Below are 25,440 nucleotides of genomic sequence, written 5' to 3'. Positions count from 1 at the left end.
TGACAATGGATAAAAGTGTCGGTTCTGCGGCGGAAGCCGTAGCGGATATCGGGGATGGATCCTTGATATCTGTCGGCGGTTTCGGACTATCAGGGAACCCGATGGCATTGATCGAGGCCCTCTTGGAACAAGGCGCTACGGGCCTGTCGGTGGTCTCCAATAATTGCGGTGTCGATGGGTGGGGACTTGGTGTCCTGCTTGCTGCCGGCCGGATCCGGAAGATGACTTCTTCCTATGTGGGCGAGAACAAGGAATTTGCTCGCCAGTACCTCACCGGGGAACTCGAATTGGAGTTGACCCCGCAGGGGACGCTGGCTGAGAAGCTACGAGCCGGTGGATCAGGCATCGCTGCGTTCTACACCGCTGCCGGAGTCGGTACTCAGGTGGCCGAAGGGGGGTTGCCGCAGAAGTACGACGCCGATGGGAACATTCTCCAGGGTTCGGAGCCCAAGGAAGTGCGGAGCTTCGCCCCAGGCGGGGAGAAAAACGATTTCGTTTTGGAAGAGGCCATCGTCTCCGATTTCGCGTTGGTCCACGCGCTGAAGGGCGATAAGCACGGCAACTTGGTGTTCAACAAGGCGACCCGGCAGTTCGGCCCGCCGGCAGCGATGGCCGGGAAGGTGTGTATCGCTCAGGTTGAGGAGCTCGTGGAGCCCGGCGAGATCGACCCTGACCAGGTCCATCTGCCGGGGATCTATGTGCACCGCGTCCTGGAAGTCGGTCGGGACATCGAAAAGCCAGTGGAGAAGCGCACGGTACGCCCAGCTGGTGAAGCCGCCGGTTCGGCGACGAAGGAAGGTTGAGACGATGGCACTGACACGTGAGCAGATGGCCGAGCGGGCCGCGCAGGAACTGGTCGACGGAGCCTATGTGAACCTGGGCATCGGGATGCCGACCCTGGTTCCGAACTACATCCCCGCCGGCAGGACACTGGTTCTGCAGTCGGAAAACGGCATCCTCGGTGTGGGCCCGTACCCCCCCGAAGAGGATGTGGATCCGGACCTGATCAATGCCGGGAAGGAAACCGTGACGGTCAATCCGGGAGCAAGTTTCTTCGATTCGGCCATGAGCTTCGGGATGATCCGTGGCGGGAAGATCGACGTGGCGATCCTCGGAGCGATGCAGGTTTCCACCAACGGGGATCTGGCGAACTGGATGATTCCGGGCAAGATGGTCAAGGGCCCCGGTGGTGGCATGGACCTGGTGCAGGGTGCCCGAGAGGTCATTATCCTGATGGACCATACGGCCAAGGACGGTTCGGCAAAGATCGTGAATGAATGTTCGCTGCCGCTGACCGGTAAGGCCGTGGTGAACCGGATCATTACCGACCTGGCGGTGATCGAGGTGACCGAGGACGGTCTGGTGCTCCTGGAGACCGCTCCCGGTGTGAGTGTCGAGGAAGTCAGGGCCGCGACCGAACCAGAACTGACCCTGGGTGGAGAACTCGCCAACGCCTAGTCCATGGCAACCGTCGTGCACACGGGCCCGGTCCTTGGAGGGCCGGGCCCGTTCTGTTGGGGCTATGACCCCGACACACGCAGCCGCCTGCGCCCGGATGCAGAACGACGGGGCTAGAGTGCTCAATGCCGGTGCTGTACGTTCCCCCAGCAAAGCCCCGCATTTTCGGACACTGACCGGTGGTCCGTGTGGGCAGAACTGCCATGATCAGATTTGAGCACGTCACCAAGGTCTACGACCAAAAGTCCCGTCCGGCGCTGGATGATATCGATGTCGAGATCAATCGCGGTGACTTCGCCTTCCTCGTGGGGGCCTCCGGCTCCGGTAAATCGACGTTCATCCGACTTGTCTTGCGCGAGGACCAGGCATCACGCGGCTCGGTCCATGTCGCCGGACAGAACGTGGCTGGAATCCCCAACTGGAGGGTTCCACGCATGCGTCGTGGCATCGGCGTCGTCTTCCAAGACTTCCGACTGCTGCCCAATAAGGATGTCTTTTCCAATGTTGCCTTTGCGATGCAGGTCATCGGAAAGGGAAGGGCCGCCATCCGTAGTACCGTCCCCGAAGTCCTCAGGACCGTTGGTTTGGAGGGCAAGGAACGACGGATGCCCAATGAGCTTTCCGGTGGCGAACAACAGCGAGTCGCTATCGCCCGGGCCATCGTTAACCAGCCAGGGATCTTGCTGGCGGATGAGCCGACCGGAAACATCGACCCCGCCACCAGTGTGGGAATCATGAACATCCTCGACAGAATCAACCAAAACGGCACCACCGTGGTCATGGCCACGCACGATACGGATATCGTCAACTCCATGCGCCGCCGGGTGATCGAACTGGACGAAGGCAAAATCATCCGCGACGAACAAGCCGGCGAATACACGGCCATGATCCCCATCGTAAATCGGGATGGTTCCCGTGAGTTGCGAACTGCCGACCCTCAGGATCAGGCGATCGCTCCCTTCGATGGCGAGGAGGACGAGGCATGAGGCTCGCATTTATTCTTGGTGAGATCGGCTCAGGTCTGCGTCGAAACCTCTCCATGGTCATTTCAGTCGTCTTGGTGACCTTTATTTCGCTGACGTTTGTTGGCGCCGCTGCACTGACGCAGATGCAAATCACGCAGATGAAGGGTTTCTGGTACGACAAGGTCGAAGTCGCTATCTTCCTGTGTGGCGACGATTACGGCTCGCAGACATGTGCCGACGGGGCGGTGACCGATTCGCAACGGTCTGCCATTAAGAGCCAGCTGGACTCTGCGGCAGTTAAACCGTATGTGGAGAGCTATGAGTACGAGTCGCAAGACCAAGCGCTCCAACATTTCCGCGAACAGTTCAAGAACTCCCCGATCGTGGACACCGTGACAGCGGACCAGCTTCCGGAATCCTTCCGCGTCAAAATGGTGGACCCGGAAAAGTACGACGTCATCAACGAGCTGTTTACCCCGATGAAGGGCGTGGACACCGTCATTGACCAACGTGACTTGCTGGAAAAGATCTTCTCGGTCATGAACGTTGCCTCCTTGGTGGCCGTGGGAATCGCGGTCGTCATGATTTTCTGCGCCGTCCTGCTGGTGGCGACAACCATCCGACTTTCGGCTTTCAGCCGACGCCGGGAGACAGGGATCATGCGCTTGGTGGGTGCCTCGAAGGCGGTGATCCAACTGCCCTTCGTCCTGGAAGGGGTGATAGCCGCCCTTATTGGAGCCGTGCTGGCTTCCGGGACACTGTGGGCCGTGGTCAAGTACCTGATCCAGGGCAAGTTGGCGATCGAGTACCCCGACACCGCGTTCATTGCCACCAGTGAGGTTTTCCTTGTCGCACCGGGCTTGCTTGCGCTGGGTATCGTTCTGGCTGGTGTATCGTCGGTCCTGACCTTAAGGCGTTACCTGAAGGTTTAGGTTGTTCCGAGCCCGTGTTCCCCGGGCCCGTTCGGGCACGAACCTGCCGACCCACTGAAAGGACCGACCCTGTGGCGGACCGCAATAGACGGACCCTGTCCCGTGCCGTGATAAGTGGCGCCTTGGTGAGCTTGCTGTCCCTGTCGCTGATGGCTCCCGTGGCCCAGGCCGACAAATTGGATGACCACAAGCAGAAAGTCGAGAAGCAGCTCGATTCCCTGGAAACCGATATGGAATTCCTGGATGCCGACATCCAGAAGACGGCTGACAGACTTAAGGGTTACCAGGACAAGCTCCCTGCCGCGCAGGAGAAACTTTCGACCGCCCGTGCCAGCGTCCAGAGTGCCACCGATCAGGTGAATGAACTCTCAGCGCGGGTAGATGCAGCCCAAGCCTCGAAGGACCAGATCAGCAGTCAAATGGTCCAGGACGCGGAAAAGATGGAAGATACGCGTAAAGCCATCGGTCAGATCGCGACTCAGGCTTATAAGCGCGGGGGAGTATCCAGCAACTTGAGCCTGATGCTCAACTCAAACTCTGAGCAAGGAAGCCTCGCCGATAGCTTGGGTTTGGCCAATCAGGCGCTACGAAGCCAGAACGCGGTGCTTGGTGACCTCAGCCAACAACATGCAACCGATGCCAACGTGCAGGCGCGCTTAACGGCCGTCGAAGAAGAGATTAGCGACCTTAAGGGCCAAGCCGAGGCGGCCCTGGTGCGAGAGCAGACGGCACGGGACGAGGCAGAAGCCTCGAAACGCCACGTTGATGACCTCATTGACGGTGCTCAGGAAGCCAGCGAAAAACTCAACGCCAAGCGTCCCCAGATCAAGGCCCAGATCAAGAAGCAAGAGGAAGAGCACGACCAGGTCGTTGCCGAGATCAAGGAACGCCAAGAGCGGCTGATCCGCGAGGCTGCCGAGCGCAAGCGCAAGGAGGAAGCCGCCAAGGCTGCGGCCGAACGAGCCGCAAAGGTGGCCGCTGAACAGGCAGCAGAACGAGCGGCGAAGGCCGAAGCCGCTGCCCGGGCCAAGCGCGCGGCAGCTGAGAAGGCTGCCCGGGCCAATGCTGCCGATGCCGCGGCAAAGCGTGCCGCAGCCGACGCGGCAGACCGTAAGGCCGCTTCCGAACGAACCAAAAGCAAAAAGGCCAGTAGCCCGACCAAGAAGGCCCCCAGCCAGGGGAGCAGCAAGCCCTCTAGTAGTACGAGCAGCTGGGGATTGTCCAAACCGACCTCCGGCGGATACATCACCTCGACTTTTGGGTGGCGTCCCACCCCCGCGGGAACCATCGACTACGGAGGCAGGGGCGGATACGTCCATGCGGGCCTGGACTGGGGCTTCGGAGGCCGCTGCGGGGCTCCGGTGCATGCAGCAGCCGGAGGCGAAGTCTGGTATGCCACCATGTCACCGACCTCGGGGAACAAGGTCCAGATCAGTCACGGCGTCGTCAACGGCCACGCACTCGTGACGGGATACCACCACCTCAGCAGCTATGTGGTTCATGCCGGCCAGAAGGTCTCCAAGGGCCAACTGATTGGTTACGTCGGGACCACCGGCAACTCCACCGGCTGCCACATGCACTTTGAAACGATTCTCGACGGCAAGGTCGTCAACCCGGCGGGACTGCTCTAGCAATCACGCACAGTGCCCGGCCCCTGAGGCCGGGCACTTTCGTCTGTGGTGTGAGGCTCGAGCAATGGGCCGGGACGGCTGGGCAGCTCAACCCATGAAGTAGGATTGATGTTCGACTGACCGTGGCCCCGGCCCGGAGTCACCACGTACACAGGAGGAGGTAGGCATGCCCAAGGACACCACCGAGCGTAAGGTCGTTGCGACCAATCGCAAGGCTCGCCACGATTTCCAGATCCTGGATACCTACGAAGCTGGAATGGTGCTCAGCGGAACCGAAGTCAAGTCGCTGCGTGAAGGAAAAGCCTCCCTGGTTGATGGCTTCGGACAGTTCTACAACGAAGAGCTCTACATTGAGGGAATCTATATTCCTGAGTACCTCAACGGATCGTGGACGAACCATGCTGGCCGACGGCGGAGAAAGCTTCTTCTGCACCGCGAAGAACTGGTCAAGATCACTCGAAAAATCCAAGACCCCGGCTACACCATCGTGCCGCTGCAACTGTATTTTCGTGATGGTCGAGCCAAGCTGGAAATCGGTGTCGCGAAGGGTAAGAAGGAATTCGACAAACGCCAGACCCTGCGCGAAAAGCAGGACAACCGTGATGCCCTCCGGGCGCTACGGGAGAGAAACCGCAGCGCATCGTAAATTTGGTAGCCGGAGCGGTAGGTGGGAATGAATCCGGCCCATCGTGGGTTATGCTTGATGTCTCGCGGGTTTTCACCCGTGGGGTTGAGCGGGGAAACCCGCATTTGAGAAATTCATACGGGGATGATCGGTTTCGACGATGTGAGTCGCGACAGGAGAAGCGGGCCGAGGATGCAAAGTTATCTCGTAAACGCTCTTTGCAAAACACAAGTGCCAACTCAAAGCGCACTGACTTCGCTCTCGCTGCCTAAGCAGCCAGACAGTCCGTCAGCCAGGGATTGCTATCGACCCTGATCCTGGCGTCGTTTAGATAGCCACTGCCACACACCCTTGTCATCGGGGTGTGGGGCATAACTTAGATGACTGTGCTCGGGGTATCCCGCAAGGGTCCAGCCGCATGTTTGTGAGACGGCTGTTGGAGCAGAGAAAACCCAAAGCAAACTGCGCCCGGAGAAGTCCTGGCAACACCACATCGGACGGGGGTTCAATTCCCCCCATCTCCACGTTTTAAAAGGCCTCGGAATCTTCGTGATTCCGAGGCCTTTTGTGTGCTGTCCCGTCTACCGTGGCGGCATGCTTAGAATGGAAGAAGCACCGGAAACGAAATGTTCTAGCTGGTGTACCAAATATTGAGGCTCGCCCGCTCTCGGGCTGCCGCCGAAGGGAAAGGATGAAGGGATGGAAGATGAATCGCAGAACGCTGCGGAAGTCGTGACAGACGAGCCTTCCGGAACGCCGATCCGTCCGGCCGGGATACTGGCGTTCGTCCTGGAAGTGGCATTGCTCTGTGCTGCCGGTTTGTGGGCGATCAAGTTCCTGCCCCTGGCGCCCGTGGTGGCCGTTCTCGTCTTCTTGATTCCGCTCGTCGTCCTCTGGGGCCTCTTGCTCTCCCCGCAGGCACCGTGGCGTCTGGGGTGGCCGATCCACCCCGTGGTGGCCCATGTGCTGTTCCTCGTGGGAGTGGCGGCGTTGTGGAGTGCAGGACACGGCTGGCTTGCGGGCATCATGCTGGTGCTAACCCTCGTCAGTGTCGTGATGAACTGGTTGAAGCGCGACGAGCTGGCCAGTGGCGCGGTAGCCCAGCGCAGCAAACGTCGTCGTCCCGCAGGACGACGCGCCGCACGCTGAGGATCAGGCGCGTTCCCACGGGGAAGCATGTTCTTCCCGCTGCAGGGCGAGGTGATCGACATCTGGTGTCCCGGATCCGCCTGAACCGTTGAGCAGGTCCAAGGTGGCTTCGTGCAGCAAGGAATTGGTGGCCAGCGCGTTGCCCCCCATGCAGCCGTCTTCACCGTCCAGTGAGGTGAAGCGACCGCCGGCCTCGGTGACGATCGGAACGAGGGCCGCCATATCGTAGAGGTTCAGTTCTGGCTCACAGGCGATATCAACGGCGCCCTCCGCTAGCAAGCAATAGGACCAGAAGTCCCCGAATGCCCGGGTACGCCAGACGGCGTCATGCAGGTCGAGCATGTTTTCCAACTGCCCTCGGTCGCGCCAACCACCCAGACTTGAATAGGACAGGGAGGCATCGGCGAGGTCGTTGATCCCCGAGACCTTCAAACGAGTGGCCGATGCCAGAGATTTGCCGGTATAGGCTCCCGTCCCTTCAGCCCCCCACCAGCGACGGCCCAGGGCCGGTGCCGAAACGAGCCCGACCACGGCGCGGCCTTCATCCATCAGGGAAATCAGGGTGGCCCACACCGGTACCCCGCGCACGAAGTTCTTCGTGCCGTCGATGGGGTCGATCACCCAGCGGCGGGAGCCGTGGCCGGTGCTGCCGAATTCTTCACCCAGAACCGCATCGCGGGGGCGAGTGCGGCCCAACTGGCTGCGAATAGCTTCTTCGGCCATCCGGTCGGCATCGGTGACCGGGGTGAGGTCGGGTTTGGTCTCTACCTGCAGGTCCTGTGCCTTGAAACGGGACATGGTCAGGGAGTCGACGGAATCAGCAATGGCATGTGCCAAGCGGAGGTCGTCGTTATAGCTCATTACGTCGCGGGTCATGCCCTCAAACCTACCGCAGGAATGCGTCCGAGCCGTGGTCCTAGACCGACCCCAGCTCCTTGCCCTCGACCTTCTCTTCGACACCCAGCAGGCGCCGAAGGGATGCCAGCCGAGCTACCCCCGAAGCGTCCGCCGCGGGCCGACGGACCCAGGCATCCAATGCACAGCCGGGGGAGTCGGGGGTATGCCGACAACCGCGTGGGCAGTCTGCCGAACCCTGAACCAGATCAGGGAAGGAGTCCAGAATGTTGTCCGGATCGACTAAGGCCAGTCCAAAGGAACGGATACCGGGCGTGTCGATAATCCAGGTTCCTGCCGGTGCTTCCTCGGCCCTGAGCGCGATGGCCGAGGAGGAGGTATGCCTTCCACGGCCGGTGACGGCATTGACGCCACCGGTGGCGCGCTGGGCTCCGGTCAGGGCGTTGACCAGGGTGGACTTGCCGACCCCTGAGTGTCCCAACACCACGCTGACGCGTCCGGCCATGAGTCGTCGCAGCTCGACGATGGCGCCCTCTTCCAAACGTGCCGAAGCGCCATCTGCTGAGCGGGCATCGACCCCCGATACGTCACTTCCGATGCTTTTGCTGGTGACAATGTTCATGTCTAAGTGCCGATAATTCTCCAGCAGCTCACGGGGATCCTTGATGTCTGCCTTGGTGACGCACAGGATGGCGTCGATGCCGGCATCGAAGGCGGCGACCAGTGCACGATCAATGAAACCGGTCCGTGGCTCCGGGTTGGCGGCTGCAACCACGATGACCAATTGGTCGGCATTGGCCACGACGACGCGCTCCACAGGATCGGTGTCATCGGCGCTGCGTCGCAATACCGTGCGGCGGTCCTGGATCCTGACCAAGCGGGCGAGAGTGTCGGGTTGGCCGGTGGTGTCGCCCACGAGTGCGACAAAGTCGCCGGGGACGACGGGTGAGCGGCGCAGTTCACGGGCACGGGCCGCGATGACGATCCGCTCGGTGGCGGTGTCCTCGTCGAGGATCGCGGTATAGCGTCCACGGTCAACGGTGATGATGCGTCCGATGACGGCCTCGTGATAGGAGGGCCTGTCCTTGGTCCGTGGGCGGGAGCCCTTCTTATTGGGGCGGATCCTGACGTCTGACTCGTCCCAACTGCGAGCATCACGTGCCATCGTCAGGCGCCGCCGGTCGCGGCCAGTTCCTGCCACATCCGGGGGAAGTCAGGCATTGTTTTCGCCGTCGTCCCGATGTCTTCGACCCGCACCCCATCAACTGCTAGGCCGATGATCGCCCCGGCAGTGGCCATCCGGTGGTCCTCGTAGCTGTGAAAGACGCCGCCCCGGTCGACGGGTTTGCGGATGAGTATGCCGTCGGCGAGCTCTTGGGCATCGCCACCGAGGGCCTTGATTTCAGCGACGAGGGCCGCCAACCGGTCGGTCTCATGCCCGCGCAAGTGTCCGATCCCCGTCAGACGGGTCTCGGAGTTGGCCAAGGCTCCCAGGGCCGCAACCGTCGGGGCCAGTTCAGAAGCGTCAGCCAGGTCGATGCCTTTGATCGTTCCGTGGCCCTTGACCGTCAACACACCGTTGTCATAAGAAGTCGTGGCACCCATGCGGGTGAGGATCTCCGGCCAGCGCGCACCGACCTGTGTGGTTTGAGCAGGCCAGTCCGGGACCCTGACCGTACCCCCTGCTGCCAGCGCGGCAGCCAAGAAAGGGCCAGCATTGGACAGGTCACGTTCGACGGCAACGTCGAAGGCCCTGACGCTTCCGGGATGGACCAGCCACTGGTTGGGGCCTGGTTCATCGACCTGGACCCCGACCTCGCGCAACGTGGCGATCGTCATGTGGATATGGTCCAGGCTGGGCACCGAATTGCCGACGTGCTCAATCCGCAACCCCTGCTCAAAAAAGGCTCCAACGAGTAGCCACGCGGAAATAAATTGCGAGGAACCACTCGAATCGACCCGGAGCTCTGCTCCGGCCACCGAACCGGTCGAGGCGACCGTGAATGGTAGCAGGCCGGCTTCCTCGTCCTGGACGTGCAGCCCCAAATCCTTCAACGCGGTGACGACGGGGGCCATGGGGCGCACCCGCGCTGCAGGGTCGCCGTCGAAGAACACGGTGGCATTGAGCAGGGCGGCCAACGGCGGGACGAATCTCATGACCGTCCCGGCCAGACCACAGTCCACGGTGACCTCACCCCGTACCGCGGAGCGGTCGATCGGGGTGATGAGCAGATCCTGCCCGGCTCCGTCGTCACTGTCGAGTTCGTCGATACCGGTGCCCAGCACACGAAGAGCTTCGATCATCAGATCGGAATCGCGTGAACGCAGTGGTTTGCGTAGTCGCGAGGGACCATCTGCCAGTGCGGCCAACACCAGGTAGCGGTTCGTCAACGACTTCGATGCCGGAACCTGCACGGTGGCATCAATGAGGCCATGGGCCCGCGGGGCCAGCCAGTCGGAGGTGGACTCGGGGGTAAGGATGCTGCTGCCCATGATGTGTGTTCTAGCGCCCGACCACGTCTTCCGCGGCCTTGCGGGCATCTTGCGCACCGTCACGCACCGTTTTGGAAAGCTCTTTATTGGCCTTGGCGAGCTGCTTGCGGGCATCCTTGCCGAGGTGGCGGGCACGCCAAGCCAGCGAGGGAGCGCCGTCGGTGTCCACGGAAGCCAGCAGGACGCCGCCGGCGAGGGAAAGGTTCTTAACCCGGTTGGAGGTCAGCAGCCGAGACTCGGCGGCGTTGTCGTTGAAACCGGTGACGGCGGAGGAGCCGACCAGGACGAATGCCGAGAAGCGCGGGAACTTACCCAACGCCAACATCAGACCGGAGAGCACCTGAGCTGCGCCGATGCAGCGAGCGGCCAGGGCAGGCTTCGCAGCAACTGCTTCTAGCTGAGGGAACACCGAAGCGGCTCGACGCAAGGTGGGGCGCAGTCGCTCACCACTTTCCTCGGGCTTGCGGACGCGGTCCAAACCGGTCAACACGAAGCTGGAAGCCAGCAGGGGACGGGCAATCAGGCGAGCCAGGGACATCGATTCCTCCAAGGAGTCGGGAGTGCTTTCACATGCTTGTCCTAGTCTCGCACTTTTTCGGTTCCGACGGTGCCTCGTGCACGGGCGAAAGGGAATACTCGGACAAATTGTGCTGTTGATACGGACAAGAGACCGGTGATGGAGCTGCGGTTCAGCAGCAACTCCGGCCCACCGAGCCTGCGAAAAGGGGGTACTGCCGACCATGCCAACATTGACCTGTGCCGAACGCGTGGCCCAGCCCACGGACAGTGGCACGGCACCCGGTCTAGACTGGGCCGTGATGAGCACTTCACAGCAAGGGACCGAGGCCGTCCCCGAGGGCCGCGAGACCGAAGCGCAGCAGCGCGCACGGTTCGAGCGAGACGCCCTGCAATATGTCGACCAGCTTTATTCGGCGGCGATGCGTATGGCACGCAATCCAGCCGATGCCGAGGACCTGGTCCAAGAGGCCTATACCAAGGCTTATTCGGCGTTCCACCAGTACAAGCCCGGCACCAACCTGAAGGCCTGGCTGTACCGGATCCTGACGAACACCTATATCAACCTCTATCGCAAGCGTCAGCGCGAACCGTTGCGGTCAAGCACCGATACGGTTGAGGACTGGCAAATGGCGAAGGCGGCCGAGCATACGTCCACCGGACTGCGCTCAGCAGAGGCCGAGGCGTTGGACCATCTGCCTGATTCCGACGTGAAGCAGGCACTGCAAGCGATTCCCGAGGAGTTCCGTCTGGCCGTGTATTTCACGGATGTGGAGGGCTACGCCTATAAGGAAGTCGCCGAGATCCTCGGCATTCCCATCGGTACCGTCATGTCGCGGTTGCACCGAGGACGCAAGCAACTCAGGGAAATGCTCGCCGACTATGCTGCCACCCGGGGACTGGGGAAGGCGCAGCAGGCGACGGGCCGCTCGGCGGCGGCCGGACAAGGGAGGAAATGATGGGCGACTGTCAATCAATGGGCGACTGCAGCGACGACCGGATTGCCCGTCTCTACGAATATCTCGACGGGGCGCTGTCGGTGGACGATCTCAAGGACGTCCGCGAGCACCTCGAAGATTGTGAGGAATGCGCTCACGAATACGATCTCGAATGCATTATCCGTTCGGTCGTGAAGCGTAGCTGCCAAGAAGTGGCACCGAATACGCTCAAGACCCGGATCATGAGCCGGATCAGCGAGTTGCGCGTGGAGATCGGGCACGACTGATTCATCAAACAAAGGAGCCCACATCCAACTGGATGTGGGCTCTTCGCTGTTCACCTGATTTAGGTGTTCGGACGCTTACCGTGGTTCGCGCCCTTCTTGGCGCGGCTGCGGCGCTTACGTGCACGCTTGCTCATCGCTGCCTCCTGCTCTTCTCGGGGATTCTAGCTGCCCTTCATCTTGTCACACCCACGGACTCCGTTCCTATTCTCCGCAGGCCAGAGGGGCTATCCGCCGGTTGGTTCGGCAAGGTCCAGCCAGCTGTACCAACCGCGGTGAAGAACGAGCCAGGCAATGAGCCCGTGTCCGGCCTGTCCGGGCAAGCCCCCGTTGGCTGCCAGATCGTTGCGCCATTGTTCATGATTCTGCAACGGGGTGAAGGTATCCACGTAGGCGTGGTGCCGACGGGAGGCGACGTCGGCGTAAGCTGCCGATAAATCGGCCAACCGGGCGTTGCGCTCTTGATCGAGGGAGGGAATCGGGCCCACGACCATGGCCTTGATGCTCATCTGCGAGGCAGCATCAAGAATATTGGCCAGGTTCAGTCTGCTCCGGGCAGTGGAAAGCCCGAGGTCCAGGTCGTAGTCGGAGAGGGCAACCACCAGACGGTTGTCGCAGCCTTCCCCGAAACGTCGCCCGGCCTCCTGCAACCACCGTTCGGCCAGGGCCTCGGTCCCCTCGTCAGGAGAGGCCAGTGTGTAACTCTGGAGCCGGAAATCCTCACCCGTAGTGCGGGCCAAGACTCGACCGTACCAACCCAGTGAACGCGGGTCACCGTGCCCGGCGAGGATCTCATTGCCGATGGCGGCGATGCGAATGGTTCGTTGTTCCACGAAAGACCTTTCTGCGCGGTACGCCCACCGAAACAGCGGGCCTGCTACACCGAAGGGCGGGACGTACGGTCCCGCCCTTCGGCTGATGCTTCGTTCTGCCGCCGGCTACTTCCCGAAGGCGTGCTTCAGGAGTTCGGACAGTTCCACTTCGTGGCGCTTATGCGAACCGGTCGATGTCGCTGCCGACGCGGTACGCGAAACCAGTTCCACCTGGCGGTCCAGCTCCGGAGCCAGGTTCAGGCCGATGAATGGCCACGGGCCCTGGTTCGCTGGTTCATCTTGGGTCCAGTAGAGCTTGGCGTTGGGGTACTTGGCCAGTTCGGCGTTGATCTGCTCGAGCGGCAGCGGGTACAGCTGCTCGACGCGGATGATCGCCGTCTTCTCGTCGCCGGCCTTTTTCCGAGCCGATTCGAGGTCGTAGTACAGACGACCTGAGACCATCAGCACCCGTTCGACCTCCGAACCCTTGAGATCCAGGGCATCGGGGATGACTTCCTGGAACCCACCCTGGGTGAAGTCTTCGACCGAACAGGCTGCGGCCTTCAGACGCAGTAGCTGCTTCGGGGTGAAGATGATCAGCGGTTTGCGTGGGCGGGTGTAGGCCTGGCGGCGCAGCAGATGGAAGTGGTTGGCGCCATTGGACGGGTTGGCCACGATCAAGTTTTCTTCAGCGCACATCAGCAGGAAGCGCTCAATGCGTGCCGAGGAGTGGTCGGGACCTTGCCCCTCGTAACCGTGTGGCAGCATCAAGACGAGCGAGGACCGCTGCCCCCACTTCTGCTCGGCGGAGGAGATGAACTCGTCAATGATCGTCTGGGCGCCGTTGACGAAGTCCCCGAACTGCGCTTCCCACAGCACCAATGCATCCGGGCGTTCGACCGAATAGCCGTATTCGAAGCCCATGGCAGCGAATTCGCTCAGCAGGGAATCGTAGAACCAAATTTTGGCCTGGTCCTCGGAGAGGTTGCGCAGCGGCATCCACTCATCGCCGGTCTTGCGGTCGTGGAAGACCGAGTGGCGCTGGACAAACGTGCCACGACGCGAGTCCTGGCCGGAAAGACGTACCGGAACACCTTCCATGGACAGCGCACCGAAGGCAGCGATCTCGGCAAAGCCCCAGTCGATTCCGCCGTCGCGGGACATGGCGTCCCGGCGCTCCAGCAGTGCCTTGAGCTTGGGGTGGATGGTGAAGCCCTCGGGGATCCGCAGATGTGCAGCACCCACCGTCGCCAGCATTTCCGGGCTGATGGCGGTCTTGATCGGGCTCGCCGACGGGGCATCCTCAAGCTGCGAGGTCGGCAGCTCCAGGTCGTTGACCGACGCATCGTTGGAGGTGACCACGGGGATCGGGGAGGTCTGGGCTTCGTGCGTCTCGGTGAAGACCCGTTCCAGCCGGCCCTGGTAGTCACGTAGCGCCTGATCGGCCTCGTCCTGGGTGATGTCGTTACGTCCGACCAGCGCCTCGGTGTAGAGCTTGCGGGTCGAGCGCTTCGCCTCGATGAGGTTGTACATCATCGGCTGGGTCATCGACGGGTCGTCGCCCTCGTTATGACCGCGGCGGCGATAGCAGACGAGGTCGATGACCACGTCCTTCTTGAACTTCTGACGGTACTTGAACGCCAGCTGGGCGACCCGGACCACTGCCTCGGGATCGTCGCCGTTGACGTGGAAGACCGGTGCCTGGATGATCTTGGCGGCATCGGTGGAGTACACCGAGGAGCGCGAAGCCGTCGGGGAGGTGGTGAAACCGACCTGGTTGTTCACGACCACGTGGATGGTCCCCCCAGTGCGGTAGCCGCGCAACTGGGACAGGTTCAGGGTCTCGGCGACCACTCCCTGCCCGGCAAAGGCGGCGTCACCGTGGATGAGGATCGGCAGGACGCTGAAGCCGGTGGATTCGGTGCCGTGATCCAGACGATCCTGCTTGGCCCGCACGATGCCCTCGAGCACCGGGTCGACGGCCTCGAGGTGTGAGGGGTTGGCTGCCAGGTAGACGCGGGTCTCGTTGCCGCTGTCCGAGGTGAACTTGCCCTCGGTGCCCAGGTGGTATTTCACGTCACCTGAGCCCTGCACGGAACGAGGATCCTGGGTTCCCTCGAACTCGCGGAAGACCTGGGCGTAGGTCTTGCCGGCGATATTGGTCAGCACGTTGAGGCGTCCGCGGTGGGCCATGCCGATGCCCACTTCGTCCATCCCCTGATCGGCGGCGTCGGACATGATGCCGTCCAATAGCGGAATCAGCGATTCGCCACCTTCCAGCGAAAAGCGCTTCTGGCCGACGAACTTGGTCTGCAGGAAGGTTTCAAAGGCCTCGGCGGCGTTGAGGCGGCCCATGATGCGGAACTGCTCGGCACGGCTGGGCTTGGTGTATTCATGCTCCATCTCGTCCTGGAACCACAAGCGTTCTTCGGGATTCTGGATGTGCATGTATTCGATGCCTGTGGTGCGGCAGTAGGAGTCGCGCAGCACCCCGAGGATCTTGCGCAGGGTCAGCCGGTCGGCACCGCCGAAGCCGCCGGTGACCCATTCGCGTTCCAGATCCCACAGGGTCAGACCGTAGGTGCGGATATCCAGGTCGGGGTGGCGGCGCTGGACGTACTCCAGCGGGTTGATATCCGCCATGAGGTGCCCACGGACGCGGTAGGCGTGGATGAGCTGCTGGATGCGGGCGATCTTATTGACCTGGAGGTCGACGTCGACCTGGTTGTCGACCACCCAGCGCACCGGCTCGTAGGGGATGCGGAGGGCTTCGAAGATTTCGTCGTAGAAGCCATGCTCGCCGAGCAGCAGTGACTCGACCAGTCGCAGGAATTCGCCCGAACCGGCGCCCTGAATGACGCGGTGGTCATAGGTCGAGGTCAGGGTGATGACCTTGCCGATGCCTTGCATCGCCACGGTCTTCTCGCTGGCGCCGCGGAACTCGGCGGGGTATTCCAGGGCTCCGACACCGACGATGGTGGCCATGCCCTTGGAGAGGCGGGGGACCGAATGGACGGTACCGATGCCGCCGGGGTTGGTCAGCGACACGGTGGTCCCGGCATAGTCGTCGGCGGTGAGCTTATTGCCGCGTGCGCGCTGGATCAGGTCCTCGTAGGTGTTCCAGAACTCCGAGAAGTTCAGGGTTTCGGCCTTCTTGATATTCGGCACCGCGAGCATCCGGGAACCGTCAGGCTTGGGGATGTCGATGGCGATACCGAAGCCTACATGGGCCGGCTGAACCGAAGACGGCTTGCCGTCGACCTCGCGGTAGCTCACGTTCTGCGAGGGGAAGAGCTTCAGGGCCCGGATGACGGCGAAGCCGATGATGTGGGTGAAGGAGACCTTGCCGCCACGGGAGCGCGCCAAATGACTGTTGATGACAATGCGGTTGTCGATGAGGGCCTTGGCCGGGACGGCGCGCACGGTGGTGGCCGTCGGAACCTCGAGGGAGTCCTCCATGTTCTTGGCGATGGCCTTGGAGGGTCCACGCAGCGGTTTCACCACGTCTTCTTCGGGCTTCTGCTCGCCGGCATTGGACTTGGGCAGTTCGGCGGGGATCGGGGAGGCCTTCGGAGCCGGATCAGCAGGCTTGGCCTTCGACGTCTCCGGGGTGTCCTTGGGCGTGTCGCCCGGGGTGGCAGCCGTGGAAGGCGCCTTCTCGGCGGTCTTCTTTTCCGCGGGGGCCTCAGTGACCCGGGCCGAGGAAGCAGCCCGAGGGCTGGGGGAGGAGCTGGTCTGAGCGGGGGCCTTCTGGGCCGGCGCAGAGTCCTGGGAGGGAGGCCGTCCGGAGGAATCAAACGAATCGAAAATGCTCCACCACTTTTTGTCCACGGAGTTCCTATCCCGCAAATACTGCTGGTAGAGCTCCTCGACGAGCCACTCGTTCCCGCCGAACTCCTCGGTCAGTCGGTGGTGTGGTTGATCTGGCACGATTACGCCTCTTCTCCCTGATTGCCTCGTCGCTGGTCCCGTTCGTGTCCGGGCCGGTCCGCTGGCATTGCCTTGGACCTCTGGCCAGTCTAATGACTTTCCGCGCGGCGTTGCCAATTAGACGCGGCCTGTTCGGCATGGATGTGTTCCCTGTCATGGCGGGCGTCAGTGCCCCGGACGGGGACTGTGCGCAAAGACACCCGCGCCAACGCAGGGCTCCTCGCGGGGGTGGGCGCGATTCTGTAGACTGGGACCCTTATGGACAGCCACTCAGTGTGCCGGCCCGTCGCGTCCACGCGCAGCGCCGGCTCAAACCGTCTCAGCATGCCCAGCTCATCGGCCGGCTCATCGGAGCCTTCCAGACCGGGTTTTCCCGAACCGATGAAACCCACCTACCGCGCATCCCGCCCTCGTGCCTCGATGCCCGTGCGGGGAACGACGGCGGTGAGCACGTAGGTGGAATGGATCTTCCTGGCGCTCGGCCTGCTCCTGATCGCCGGGACCGGGTTCTTCGTCGCCGTTGAGTTCTCGCTCGTCGCCTTGGACCAAAGCACGGTCCAACGTTCCGTGGCCGATGGCGAGCGCGGTGCGGAACCGCTCATGCGTTGTCTGAAGTCATTGTCCACGCAGCTTTCCTCCTGCCAACTGGGGATCACGCTGACCACGTTGCTCACCGGCTTCGTGATGGAACCCTCGGTGGGACGACTGCTCACCCCCGTCCTGGAAGCCGCAGGACTTGGCGCGGGTGCCGCACCGGTGTCCCTGGTGGTCGCGATGATCTTCGCGACCGTCCTGTCCATGCTGATCGGCGAGCTGATCCCCAAGAACCTGGCCATTGCCCGGGCGTTGGATATCGGGCGGGCCATTGCCCGACCACAACTGGTGTTCACCACCATCTTCAAACCCGCCATCGTGGTGCTCAACGGGTTTTCCAATAAGGTCCTGCATACCGTGGGTCTGGAGGCCAAGGAGGAGATCTCCGGGGCCCGTAGTCCTGCGGAACTGAACTCGCTGGTCCGCCGTTCGGCGGAAATGGGAACGCTGGACCGGGATACCGCCACCTTCCTTTCCCGTACCCTGCGCTTCTCTGAACGCTCGGCCGCCGACGTGATGACCCCGCGGATCCGCATGGAGACCGTTGAGCTGGACCAACCGCTGGAGGACGTCATTGAGACGGCACGTCGCACCGGCTACTCACGTTTCCCGGTGATCGGGGATTCGGCCGACGACGTCGAAGGGGTCTGCCATGTAAAGAAGGCCGTCGCGGTGCCGCGGCATAAACGGGCGGGCCTGGTCGCGGCGACCATCATGGAGGAGATCATCTCCGTCCCCAAGACCGTGCATCTGGACTCGCTCATCGCCGATCTGCGCGAGGCCAATCAACAGGTGGCGATGGTGTTGGACGAATATGGCGGAACCGCCGGCATGGTCACGCTCGAGGACCTGGTCGAGGAAATCGTCGGTGAAGTCACCGATGAACATGACAGGACCCAGCCAGGGGTGCTGGTTTCGGCGACGGGGCGCTGGCATTTCCCTGCCCTGCTGCGACCCGACGAACTCGGGGACCAGGTCCCCGGGCTGAAGATCCCCGACGACCCCTCCTACGAAACTATCGGTGGCTATGTCATGGCCATGCTCGGGCGGATCCCCGCCGTCGGCGATTTTGTCGACACCGGAAACGGGGAACTCTTTGTGGAGGCGATGGACGGCCGCCGCGTGGACCGGCTGAGCTTCGAAGCCCTTGAACACGAGGACCCGGAAGGAGGGCAGGAGCGATGAATCCCTGGCTTGGAATCATGTGGCTCGTCATCCTGCTGTTGGGCAACGCCTTCTTCGTGGCCTCCGAATTCGCGGTCATGACCGCTCGGCGCAGCCAGATCGAACCGTTGCTCGATAACGGGGTGAAGCGGGCCCGCGCAGCATTATTTGCTATGGAGCATGTCTCCTTGATGCTGGCGGTCTGCCAATTGGGGATCACCGTCTGCTCGCTGTTGATCCTCAACGTGGCAGAACCGGCCATCCACCACCTGTTTGCCGGACCGCTAGAGGTGCTGGGCGTGCCCGTGCCGGTGGCCGACACCACAGCATTCGTGATCGCCTTGGTGATCGTGACCTTCCTGCACGTCACGTTCGGTGAGATGGTCCCCAAGAACATCTCGGTGTCCGTGGCCGATCGGGCCGTCCTGCTCCTGGCGCCGCCGCTGATCTTCTTGTCCCGAATCCTGCACCCGGTCGTCTATTCGCTGAACTGGTTGGCCAACCACGCGCTGAAGTTGATGAGGGTCGAACCGCAGGACGAAGTGACGAGCTCGTTCACGCTCGAGGAGGTCCACTCGATCGTGCAGGAATCCACCCGGTCCGGACTCGTCGAGGATGGTAGCGGCATCATCCACGGCGCCCTGGAGTTCTCCGACTACACCGCGGAAACCTCGATGGTACCCCTGCGGGAGGTCGTCACGCTGGCCCAGGAGACGACGCCGGCCCAGTTCGAGAAAGCCGTGGGGCGGACCGGGTTCTCCCGTTTCGTGATCACCGATGCCGAGGAGAACCTGGCCGGGTACCTGCATTTGAAGGACGTCATGTCCATTCCGCAGTCCCGCTACGACCAGCCGATCCCGGTCACCCGATTGCGGAACCTGGCCAACCTCGGCGCAGACGTCGAGGTCGAAGACGCGTTGGCGATCATGCAACGCACCGGATCGCATCTGGCTCGTGTCAACGATGCCGCGGGCACCACACTGGGCATTCTCTTCCTCGAGGACGTTCTGGAGCAGCTGGTGGGGGAGATCAACGATTCCAACGAACGCCGGGGCATCCGCCGCTTCAACCAACAAGCCGATAATGAAAATGAGTCTCATTTGGGTTAGGGTGGAGAGCGCGCCACGACGCTCCCGACGTGTGGCGCGTTTCCCTTCCGTATAGCCACCCCTACCCTCGAGGAAGGCCGCCCGTGCCACCCACCCACCAGCCAGAAACGACACCGGCGGTGACCTTACGAGGCGCCGGCCTGAACTTCGGCCCGCGCCGGCTCTTCAGCGGGCTGGATCTAGAGGTCCAGCCGGGAGAGTTTCTGGCGGTATTGGGTCCCAATGGCGCCGGTAAATCGACCCTGCTCAAGGTGTTGCTGGGGCTGCAGGAACTCAGTACCGGCAGCGTGGAAATCGGCGGACGTCCGGTCACCCGGGGCTCCCAACGCATCGGCAGCATCCCTCAGCAGCGGGGTTTCCCACCCGATACGGCCTTACGAGCCCGGGATCTGGTGGCTCTCGGGGTGGATGGGCACCGCTGGGGTCCACGGATCTTCCATCGTCGCGAGATCACGGCCCGCGTCGATGAACTCCTCGAGCGCGTCGGGGCCACGGCCTATGCCGATCGCCCCGTCGGGCTGCTCTCCGGTGGCGAACAACAGCGGCTGCGCGCCGCACAAGCCCTGGCCGGGAACCCCGAACTACTCCTTTGCGATGAACCACTGCTGTCACTGGACTTGAACCACCAGCAGGCAGTGTCAGCGCTGATCCACCGACAGGCCTGTGATCAGGGCAGCGCCGTCGTCTTCGTCACCCATGAGATCAACCCGATCCTGCAGTACGTGGACCGGGTGCTCTATCTGGCGGGCGGACGATTCCATGTCGGTACCCCGGAAGAAGTCATGCGATCCGAGGTCCTCAGCGAGCTGTACTCCAGCCCCATCGAGGTCTTCCGGAGCAAAGGACGCATCGTTGTGGTCGGCATGCCCGAAACCCTGAGCCATCATCATCCCTCCGACGCCGAGGCGGCGCGAACGGCCAGCACGGAAGGAGGCCACGCATGAACGCGAACGATATCTGGCAGACGATCTTCAGCTTCGAGAACTATGCCGAGCTGCTCCCCTTGGTCTCCAACTCAATTATCGCCGGGGCCATCCTGGGTCTCGTCGGTGGGCTCGTGGGCGTCTTCGTGATGACCCGCGATATGGCTTTCGCCGTCCACGGGATCGCCGAACTTTCATTTGCCGGTGCCGCCTTCGCGCTGCTCATCGGAGCCAACGTGGTGGCCGGCTCCCTGGTGGGGAGTATCGCCGCCTCCCTGGTCCTGGGCCTGATGGGGGCCAACGCCAGGGACCGCAACTCCATCATCGGCATCCTCATGCCCTTCGGGCTGGGACTGGGAATCCTGTTCCTCTCCCTCTATGAGGGCCGTAGCGCCAATAAATTTGGGTTGCTGACCGGTCAGATCGTGGCCGTGGACTCCGTGCAGCTGGGGGTTCTGGCCGTGTGCTCGGTGGTGGTGATCGTGGGCCTGCTGATCATCTGGCGTCCTCTGATGTTCGTCAGCGTTGATCCGTCGGTGGCCGCGGCACGGGGGATCCCCGCGGGACGGCTCTCGGTGGTGTTCATGCTCCTGCTGGGACTGGCCGTGGCCCTGTCCATCCAGGTCGTCGGGGCCTTATTGGTGCTCAGCCTGCTGATCACCCCTGCCGCCGCCGCGATCCGCGTGACCGCACGCCCCGGCCTGACGGTGGCACTGAGCATCGTGTTCGCGATGACCAGCGTCGTGGGAGGCATCATGCTTGCCCTGGCCGGCCGCCTGCCCATCAGCCCCTACGTGACGACCATTTCCTTCGCAATCTACGTGGTGTGCCGGGTGATCGACTGGCGCCGGACACGGGTGCGGCGGATCCAGGAAGCGACGCCGCAGCTCGCCGCCTAAGCGCGTTCGGGTCCCTGGCGATTGAGCGTGCATTCGGGGCAGTACCCGTAGATCTCCACGGTATGGGAGGCCTCGGTGAAACCGTGCTCTGCGGCGACCCGAGCTGCCCAGGTCTCCACCGCGGGAGCCTGGACCTCGACACCCTTGCCGCAGGTTCGGCACACCAAATGATGGTGGTGCGTCTCGGCCTCGCAACGACGATAGGCCGCCTCGCCTTCGCCGGAACGGACCACGTCGAGCAAACCGTCCTCGGCCATGGACTGCAAGATCCGGTAAACGGTGGCCAAGGAGACCTTATCGCCCTGGTCCTGCAGCAGGCGGTGAAGCTCCTGAGCCGAGACGAAGTCCTCCAACCGGCCCATGGCGGCCTCGACGGCGAGCCGCTGCTTGGTGACGCGCTGTTCCCGCCCGCGCTTGGGGACGACTTTCTCCGACATGCGTTGCTGTGCTCCTGGAGTCTTGCTTCGGGCCCGACGTGAGGGGTCCTCGGTCGACCGGACGGGCTGCGGACGACTGGAAGAATCAGCTTATCAGCGCGGCAGCGGCGAACTAGGCTGGGGGTATGAAGCTCATCAAACATGGACATGCCTGCATCCGCCTGGAAAAAGGTTCACGCGTGATGGTCATCGACCCCGGGACCTTCACCGACGTGCCCACGGCCCTGGCCGGCGCCGAAGCCATCCTGGTCACCCACGAACACGCCGACCATATCGACGCCGCTGCCGTTCTGCCGATCGTTGACCGCACCGCAGGGGTGCATCTTTACGCTCCACAGGTGGTGGTCGACCAACTCCTGGCCCACCCGGCACTCGGGGGAGCGGGGGACAGGATTCATGTTCTCGCCCCCGACGACGCAGAACATATTGCCGGTTTTGAGGTCCGCGTCTTCGGCGGTCAGCATGCGCTGATCCACCCGCAGATCCCCGTCGTCGCGAACCTGGGGTACGTGATCGACGGCAGCCTCTACCACCCGGGGGACTCGTTCATCGTGCCGAACGGGGTGACGGTGCAGACCCTGTTGGTGCCGCTGCATGCCCCGTGGTCGAAACTGGCCGAGGTCCTGGACTTCGTCGCCTCGGTACGCGCGTCCCACGCCTACCCCATCCATGACGGGTTGCTCAACGAGACCGGGCTGGGCATGATGACTGGGCACGTGACCCGGTTCGGAGCCAGGTACGGCACCGCATTCGAGTACCTGCAGGTCGGGGATAGCCGCGAGGCCTGAGGGGCTGGGCCCTCGCAGCGGCTAGGGAAGCGTCAAGATCTGAGCGCCGTCCTCGGTGATTGCAATGGTGTGTTCGGTATGTGCTGTCCGACAACCCGTTGCGCTGCGCAACGTCCAGCCATCGTCGTCGGTCACGAGCTTCGAGGTATCTGCCATGACCCACGGCTCCAGAGCGAGCAGCAACCCGGGCCGGAGCTTATAGCCCCGTCCGGGGCGCCCGGTATTGGGGACATGCGGGTCCTGGTGCATGGTCGAACCAATGCCGTGGCCACCGAATTCGACGTTGATCGGGTATCCGGCACGATCCAGGACGGTGCCGATGGCATGGGAGATATCTCCGAGTCGGACCCCGGGACCTGCCGCGGCAATACCGGCGGCCAGGGCGGCCTCGGTGGTTTCGATCATGGCAACGCTTTCGGCGGGGCGTGAAGAACCCACGATGAAGCTGATGGCCGCATCCGCTGCGACCCCGTCCAAGATCACTGCCAGATCCAGGGTCAGCAGGTCGCCGTCGGCCAGGGCATGGTCGTGGGGCAGACCGTGGAGGACCGCGTCGTTGACTGCGGTGCAAATGTAGTGGCCGAAGGGCCCGCGCCCGAACGACGGGGCATAGTCGACGTAGCAGGACCGGGCACCGGCCTCGGTGATCATCTGGTGGGTCCACCGGTCGATGTCCAGCAGATTGGTGCCCACGGTGGCCCGGCGTTTCATGGCCTGCAGGATGGTGGCGACCAGGGCACCGCTGTCCTTGGCCCGGTTCAGCTGGCTCTGGTTCAAAATTTCGATCATGCGGCACTTCTTCCAACTCGGGAGGTTGGGCCAAAAACTAGCCCCGGTCATTCTCTTCGGGTCCTACGGCTCCACCCAGTCGCCATCGGCGAGGAAGGCTTCGATGACCCCTTCGTAGGGGGTGGTGTCGATGCCCGCGCGTTCTAGCCATGCGGCGTCGTAATGTGATCCGGCGTAGCGCTCGGCGCCGTCACAGATCAGTGAGACGACGGATCCCTGCTGCCCGGCGGCCCGCATCTGAGCCACCAGCCGCCAGATCTGCCACATGTTCGTGCCGGTGGACGGTCCGGCGTGCAGGCCAGCCCAGCCGGAAAGATGGCGCATCGCTGCCACCGAGGCTCCGTCGGGCACCGTCTGGACCAGGTCGATCACCGAGGGCACGAAGCTGGGTTCGGGCAGCGGACGGCCGATCCCCTCGATCCGGCTCGGGGTGCCGGTCACGGCCAACGGATCTCCGCCGTCGTTCCAGGCCGTCCAGGCCGGCAGGAAGGCAGAGCCTTCGGGGTCGCCGACGGCCAACCGGCTCTCGTGTTGGTGGTAGCGGATGTAGCGCCCCAAGGTGGCGCTGGTTCCGCCGGTGCCGGCCCCGGCAACAACCCAGGCGGGAACCGGATGCGGTTCGAGTTCGAGCTGGGAAAAGATCGATTCGGCGATGTTGTTGTTCCCCCGCCAATCGGTGGCCCGCTCGGCGTAGGTGAACTGGTCCATATAGTGCCCGCCGGTCTCGGCAGCCAGCCGGCGTGCCTCGGCGTCGACGGCCGAGGCGTCCTGGATCAGGTGGCAGGTCCCGCCGAGCTCACGGATCAGGTCGATCTTCTGCTCCGACGTCGTCGCGGCAACCACCGCCACGAAGGGCAGCCCCAGCAGTCGGGCGAAATACGCCTCGGAGACCGCGGTGCTTCCGCTGGAGGATTCCACGATGGTGGTCCCCTCGGTGATCCATCCGTTGACCAGACCGTAGAGGAACAGGGACTTCGCCAGGCGGTGCTTCAGCGAGCCCGAACGGTGGGTGGACTCGTCCTTGAGGTAGAGCTCGATACCCCAGTGAGCCGGCAAGCCGATCCGGTGCAAGTGGGTATCGGCCGAGCGGGCGGTATCGGCTTCCAGGGCCAGGACAGCCTGGTTGACCCAGGCGCGTCCGGCGGGCGGCGGTAGTGTTGGCAGCATCGTTGAATCCACTCGTTCAGCCTACCCGGGCTCGCCATGGTCGCGGCCCCGGAACAGGCGGCGGGGCATGAGGGAGGAAGTTCGGACATGGAGGTCTTGATCACCGTCGAGGCGTTGGCCGCACGGTTGGCCGCCGGGCAGCGCACCGTCATCCTGGATGTGCGGTGGGCGTTGGGATCGTCCACCGGGGAAGAGGACCACTTGGCCGGGCATATTCCGGGGGCCGTGTATGTGGATTTGGACACCGAATTGGCGGCCCCGGCCCGTCCGGAAGCCGGCCGTCATCCGCTCCCGGAACCGCAGAGGCTGGCCGCTGCGACAAAGCGTTGGGGGATCGAACCCGGGGATACCGTGGTGGTCTACGACGCGGTGGGTGGGCTATCTGCCGCACGTGCCTGGTGGCTGCTGCGGGACGCAGGACTTTCGGAGGTGTTCCTGCTCGACGGCGGATGGGCCGCCTGGACGGCGGCAGGGGGCGAGGTGGCCACGGGCCAGGTCACCGCCACGCCGGGAAGCTGGGTCCCACACCCCGGGTCCCTTCCGGTCGTGGACGCCGCCGGCGCGGCAGCCTTCCCTTTCACCGGGGTCCTGCTCGATGCCCGCGCGGGGGAGCGCTTCCGTGGCGAAACCGAACCGGTGGACCCGCGCCCCGGACATATCCCCGGGGCCTTGAACGCCCCCACCGCGGGAAACCTTGCCGCGGACGGCAAATTCTTGCCGGCGGAAACCCTGCGCGAGAAGTTCGCCGCCCTCGGCCCGGCAGCAGGAGGCCCTCCGGTGGCCGTGTATTGCGGCTCAGGGGTGACCGCTGCCCACGAGATCGCCGCCCTGGCGATCGCCGGGATCGACGCGGCCCTGTATCCGGGCTCCTATTCGCAGTTTTCTTCCGACCCCGCACGGGAGGTGGCCACCGGCCCCACCGGCTGACTGGCCCGGAGCCGATCAGGCCACGTAGATTCGTGACCATTACCGAAGAGAGGGA

The 25,440-nt window shown here is 63.2% G+C and carries 24 protein-coding genes and 1 other RNA gene; 16 read left to right on the top strand and 9 right to left on the bottom strand.

What is annotated here, in order from left to right; translation table 11 throughout:
- Positions 1–5 precede the first annotated feature (5 nt).
- The 8 genes from CIK75_RS08610 (at position 6) to CIK75_RS08575 (ending at position 6,760) form a co-directional block, all read left to right on the top strand.
- Positions 6–803 carry a CoA transferase subunit A gene (locus tag CIK75_RS08610; protein ID WP_096223633.1) on the top strand — a complete coding sequence of 266 codons (798 nt, stop codon included), beginning with the start codon at positions 6–8 and terminating at the stop codon, positions 801–803.
- A gap of 4 nt (positions 804–807) precedes the next feature.
- A complete protein-coding gene (locus tag CIK75_RS08605; RefSeq protein WP_087000227.1) occupies positions 808–1,458 on the top strand; it encodes a CoA transferase subunit B in 651 nt (216 codons plus the stop codon).
- Between the two features lie 203 nt (positions 1,459–1,661).
- Positions 1,662–2,444: a cell division ATP-binding protein FtsE gene (gene ftsE, locus CIK75_RS08600; RefSeq protein WP_086998773.1), complete on the top strand. Its 783-nt coding sequence runs from the start codon at positions 1,662–1,664 to the stop codon at positions 2,442–2,444.
- Complete coding sequence (gene ftsX, locus CIK75_RS08595; RefSeq protein WP_096223631.1) at positions 2,441–3,355, top strand: permease-like cell division protein FtsX; 915 nt, start codon at positions 2,441–2,443, stop codon at positions 3,353–3,355. Before ftsE ends, ftsX begins: the two co-directional genes overlap by 4 nt.
- A gap of 125 nt (positions 3,356–3,480) precedes the next feature.
- Positions 3,481–4,986: a M23 family metallopeptidase gene (locus CIK75_RS08590; protein WP_241895368.1), complete on the top strand. Its 1,506-nt coding sequence runs from the start codon at positions 3,481–3,483 to the stop codon at positions 4,984–4,986.
- A 166-nt stretch (positions 4,987–5,152) separates the two neighbouring features.
- Complete coding sequence (gene smpB / locus CIK75_RS08585) at positions 5,153–5,632, top strand: SsrA-binding protein SmpB (RefSeq protein WP_086998782.1); 480 nt, start codon at positions 5,153–5,155, stop codon at positions 5,630–5,632.
- A 119-nt stretch (positions 5,633–5,751) separates the two neighbouring features.
- Positions 5,752–6,138, top strand: a transfer-messenger RNA (tmRNA) gene (ssrA, locus tag CIK75_RS08580).
- Positions 6,139–6,310: 172 nt separating this feature from the next.
- Positions 6,311–6,760 (top strand): YrdB family protein, encoded by a 450-nt coding sequence (locus tag CIK75_RS08575; RefSeq protein ID WP_096223629.1) that lies wholly within the window; start codon positions 6,311–6,313, stop codon positions 6,758–6,760.
- 3 nt (positions 6,761–6,763) lie between these two features.
- On the opposite strand, the gene hisN is transcribed toward CIK75_RS08575, so the two are convergent.
- The 4 genes from hisN to CIK75_RS08555 are packed head-to-tail and all read right to left on the bottom strand — an operon-like array spanning position 6,764 to position 10,646.
- Positions 6,764–7,636, bottom strand: coding sequence for a histidinol-phosphatase (hisN, locus tag CIK75_RS08570; protein WP_096223627.1), 873 nt, complete (start codon positions 7,634–7,636; stop codon positions 6,764–6,766).
- Between the two features lie 40 nt (positions 7,637–7,676).
- Positions 7,677–8,780: a ribosome small subunit-dependent GTPase A gene (gene rsgA, locus CIK75_RS08565; RefSeq protein ID WP_096223625.1), complete on the bottom strand. Its 1,104-nt coding sequence runs from the start codon at positions 8,778–8,780 to the stop codon at positions 7,677–7,679.
- Between the two features lie 2 nt (positions 8,781–8,782).
- On the bottom strand, positions 8,783–10,108 hold the full coding sequence (gene aroA / locus CIK75_RS08560) for a 3-phosphoshikimate 1-carboxyvinyltransferase (protein ID WP_096223624.1): 1,326 nt from the start codon (positions 10,106–10,108) through the stop codon (positions 8,783–8,785).
- Between the two features lie 10 nt (positions 10,109–10,118).
- A complete protein-coding gene (locus CIK75_RS08555; protein ID WP_086998796.1) occupies positions 10,119–10,646 on the bottom strand; it encodes a DoxX family protein in 528 nt (175 codons plus the stop codon).
- 280 nt (positions 10,647–10,926) lie between these two features.
- Here CIK75_RS08555 and CIK75_RS08550 point away from each other — a divergent pair, with 280 nt between their 5' ends.
- Both CIK75_RS08550 and rsrA read left to right on the top strand, forming a co-directional pair.
- Positions 10,927–11,583: a sigma-70 family RNA polymerase sigma factor gene (locus CIK75_RS08550; RefSeq protein ID WP_198962416.1), complete on the top strand. Its 657-nt coding sequence runs from the start codon at positions 10,927–10,929 to the stop codon at positions 11,581–11,583.
- Entirely contained in the window at positions 11,583–11,849 is a 267-nt protein-coding gene (gene rsrA, locus CIK75_RS08545; protein ID WP_086998803.1) for a mycothiol system anti-sigma-R factor, read from the top strand. The genes CIK75_RS08550 and rsrA overlap by 1 nt, the downstream gene beginning before the upstream one ends.
- A gap of 224 nt (positions 11,850–12,073) precedes the next feature.
- Here rsrA and CIK75_RS08540 read toward each other — a convergent pair whose 3' ends face one another.
- Both CIK75_RS08540 and CIK75_RS08535 read right to left on the bottom strand, forming a co-directional pair.
- On the bottom strand, positions 12,074–12,679 hold the full coding sequence (locus CIK75_RS08540) for a GDSL-type esterase/lipase family protein (RefSeq protein ID WP_096223622.1): 606 nt from the start codon (positions 12,677–12,679) through the stop codon (positions 12,074–12,076).
- A gap of 105 nt (positions 12,680–12,784) precedes the next feature.
- Entirely contained in the window at positions 12,785–16,588 is a 3,804-nt protein-coding gene (locus CIK75_RS08535; protein ID WP_096223621.1) for a multifunctional oxoglutarate decarboxylase/oxoglutarate dehydrogenase thiamine pyrophosphate-binding subunit/dihydrolipoyllysine-residue succinyltransferase subunit, read from the bottom strand.
- Positions 16,589–17,044: 456 nt separating this feature from the next.
- Between CIK75_RS08535 and CIK75_RS08530 the strand changes: the two genes are divergently transcribed.
- From CIK75_RS08530 to CIK75_RS08515, 4 genes are all read left to right on the top strand, one after another.
- Positions 17,045–18,367: a hemolysin family protein gene (locus CIK75_RS08530; protein ID WP_096223620.1), complete on the top strand. Its 1,323-nt coding sequence runs from the start codon at positions 17,045–17,047 to the stop codon at positions 18,365–18,367.
- Positions 18,364–19,455 carry a hemolysin family protein gene (locus tag CIK75_RS08525; RefSeq protein WP_096223619.1) on the top strand — a complete coding sequence of 364 codons (1,092 nt, stop codon included), beginning with the start codon at positions 18,364–18,366 and terminating at the stop codon, positions 19,453–19,455. The genes CIK75_RS08530 and CIK75_RS08525 overlap by 4 nt, the downstream gene beginning before the upstream one ends.
- A gap of 119 nt (positions 19,456–19,574) precedes the next feature.
- Positions 19,575–20,399, top strand: coding sequence for a metal ABC transporter ATP-binding protein (locus CIK75_RS08520; protein WP_096223618.1), 825 nt, complete (start codon positions 19,575–19,577; stop codon positions 20,397–20,399).
- Positions 20,396–21,277 carry a metal ABC transporter permease gene (locus CIK75_RS08515; protein WP_086998819.1) on the top strand — a complete coding sequence of 294 codons (882 nt, stop codon included), beginning with the start codon at positions 20,396–20,398 and terminating at the stop codon, positions 21,275–21,277. Before CIK75_RS08520 ends, CIK75_RS08515 begins: the two co-directional genes overlap by 4 nt.
- Here the strand turns inward: CIK75_RS08515 and CIK75_RS08510 are convergent.
- The gene (locus CIK75_RS08510; RefSeq protein ID WP_096223617.1) at positions 21,274–21,714 is read right to left on the bottom strand and encodes a Fur family transcriptional regulator; all 441 of its coding nucleotides are present in this window, start codon (positions 21,712–21,714) and stop codon (positions 21,274–21,276) included. The genes CIK75_RS08515 and CIK75_RS08510 overlap by 4 nt on opposite strands.
- Positions 21,715–21,839: 125 nt before the next feature.
- Between CIK75_RS08510 and CIK75_RS08505 the strand changes: the two genes are divergently transcribed.
- Positions 21,840–22,502: an MBL fold metallo-hydrolase gene (locus tag CIK75_RS08505; RefSeq protein ID WP_096223616.1), complete on the top strand. Its 663-nt coding sequence runs from the start codon at positions 21,840–21,842 to the stop codon at positions 22,500–22,502.
- 21 nt (positions 22,503–22,523) lie between these two features.
- Here CIK75_RS08505 and map read toward each other — a convergent pair whose 3' ends face one another.
- Both map and CIK75_RS08495 read right to left on the bottom strand, forming a co-directional pair.
- A complete protein-coding gene (gene map, locus CIK75_RS08500; protein ID WP_096223615.1) occupies positions 22,524–23,291 on the bottom strand; it encodes a type I methionyl aminopeptidase in 768 nt (255 codons plus the stop codon).
- 63 nt (positions 23,292–23,354) lie between these two features.
- Complete coding sequence (locus CIK75_RS08495) at positions 23,355–24,458, bottom strand: PLP-dependent cysteine synthase family protein (RefSeq protein WP_096223614.1); 1,104 nt, start codon at positions 24,456–24,458, stop codon at positions 23,355–23,357.
- Positions 24,459–24,545: 87 nt separating this feature from the next.
- On the opposite strand from CIK75_RS08495, the gene CIK75_RS08490 reads away from it, so the two are divergent.
- Positions 24,546–25,385 (top strand): sulfurtransferase, encoded by an 840-nt coding sequence (locus tag CIK75_RS08490; RefSeq protein WP_096223613.1) that lies wholly within the window; start codon positions 24,546–24,548, stop codon positions 25,383–25,385.
- Positions 25,386–25,440 lie beyond the last annotated feature (55 nt).

Source organism: Glutamicibacter sp. BW78 (assembly GCF_002332245.1).
GTDB classification, from domain to species: domain Bacteria; phylum Actinomycetota; class Actinomycetes; order Actinomycetales; family Micrococcaceae; genus Arthrobacter_H; species Arthrobacter_H rhombi_A.
Note: the sequence above shows the minus strand (reverse complement) of the source record. Positions and strands in the feature narration are given on the sequence as shown.

Coding starts and splice junctions, on each gene's coding strand:
- CIK75_RS08605 (WP_087000227.1), top strand. CDS start 808: ATGGCACTGACACGTGAGCAGATGGCCGAGCGGGCCGCGCAGGAACTG.
- CIK75_RS08525 (WP_096223619.1), top strand. CDS start 18,364: ATGAATCCCTGGCTTGGAATCATGTGGCTCGTCATCCTGCTGTTGGGC.
- ftsE (WP_086998773.1), top strand. CDS start 1,662: ATGATCAGATTTGAGCACGTCACCAAGGTCTACGACCAAAAGTCCCGT.
- CIK75_RS08555 (WP_086998796.1), bottom strand. CDS start 10,646: ATGTCCCTGGCTCGCCTGATTGCCCGTCCCCTGCTGGCTTCCAGCTTC.
- rsrA (WP_086998803.1), top strand. CDS start 11,583: ATGGGCGACTGTCAATCAATGGGCGACTGCAGCGACGACCGGATTGCC.
- hisN (WP_096223627.1), bottom strand. CDS start 7,636: ATGACCCGCGACGTAATGAGCTATAACGACGACCTCCGCTTGGCACAT.
- smpB (WP_086998782.1), top strand. CDS start 5,153: ATGCCCAAGGACACCACCGAGCGTAAGGTCGTTGCGACCAATCGCAAG.
- CIK75_RS08515 (WP_086998819.1), top strand. CDS start 20,396: ATGAACGCGAACGATATCTGGCAGACGATCTTCAGCTTCGAGAACTAT.
- CIK75_RS08550 (WP_198962416.1), top strand. CDS start 10,927: ATGAGCACTTCACAGCAAGGGACCGAGGCCGTCCCCGAGGGCCGCGAG.
- CIK75_RS08495 (WP_096223614.1), bottom strand. CDS start 24,458: ATGCTGCCAACACTACCGCCGCCCGCCGGACGCGCCTGGGTCAACCAG.
- map (WP_096223615.1), bottom strand. CDS start 23,291: ATGATCGAAATTTTGAACCAGAGCCAGCTGAACCGGGCCAAGGACAGC.
- CIK75_RS08575 (WP_096223629.1), top strand. CDS start 6,311: ATGGAAGATGAATCGCAGAACGCTGCGGAAGTCGTGACAGACGAGCCT.
- CIK75_RS08505 (WP_096223616.1), top strand. CDS start 21,840: ATGAAGCTCATCAAACATGGACATGCCTGCATCCGCCTGGAAAAAGGT.
- ftsX (WP_096223631.1), top strand. CDS start 2,441: ATGAGGCTCGCATTTATTCTTGGTGAGATCGGCTCAGGTCTGCGTCGA.
- rsgA (WP_096223625.1), bottom strand. CDS start 8,780: ATGGCACGTGATGCTCGCAGTTGGGACGAGTCAGACGTCAGGATCCGC.
- CIK75_RS08490 (WP_096223613.1), top strand. CDS start 24,546: ATGGAGGTCTTGATCACCGTCGAGGCGTTGGCCGCACGGTTGGCCGCC.
- CIK75_RS08610 (WP_096223633.1), top strand. CDS start 6: ATGGATAAAAGTGTCGGTTCTGCGGCGGAAGCCGTAGCGGATATCGGG.
- aroA (WP_096223624.1), bottom strand. CDS start 10,108: ATGGGCAGCAGCATCCTTACCCCCGAGTCCACCTCCGACTGGCTGGCC.
- CIK75_RS08510 (WP_096223617.1), bottom strand. CDS start 21,714: ATGTCGGAGAAAGTCGTCCCCAAGCGCGGGCGGGAACAGCGCGTCACC.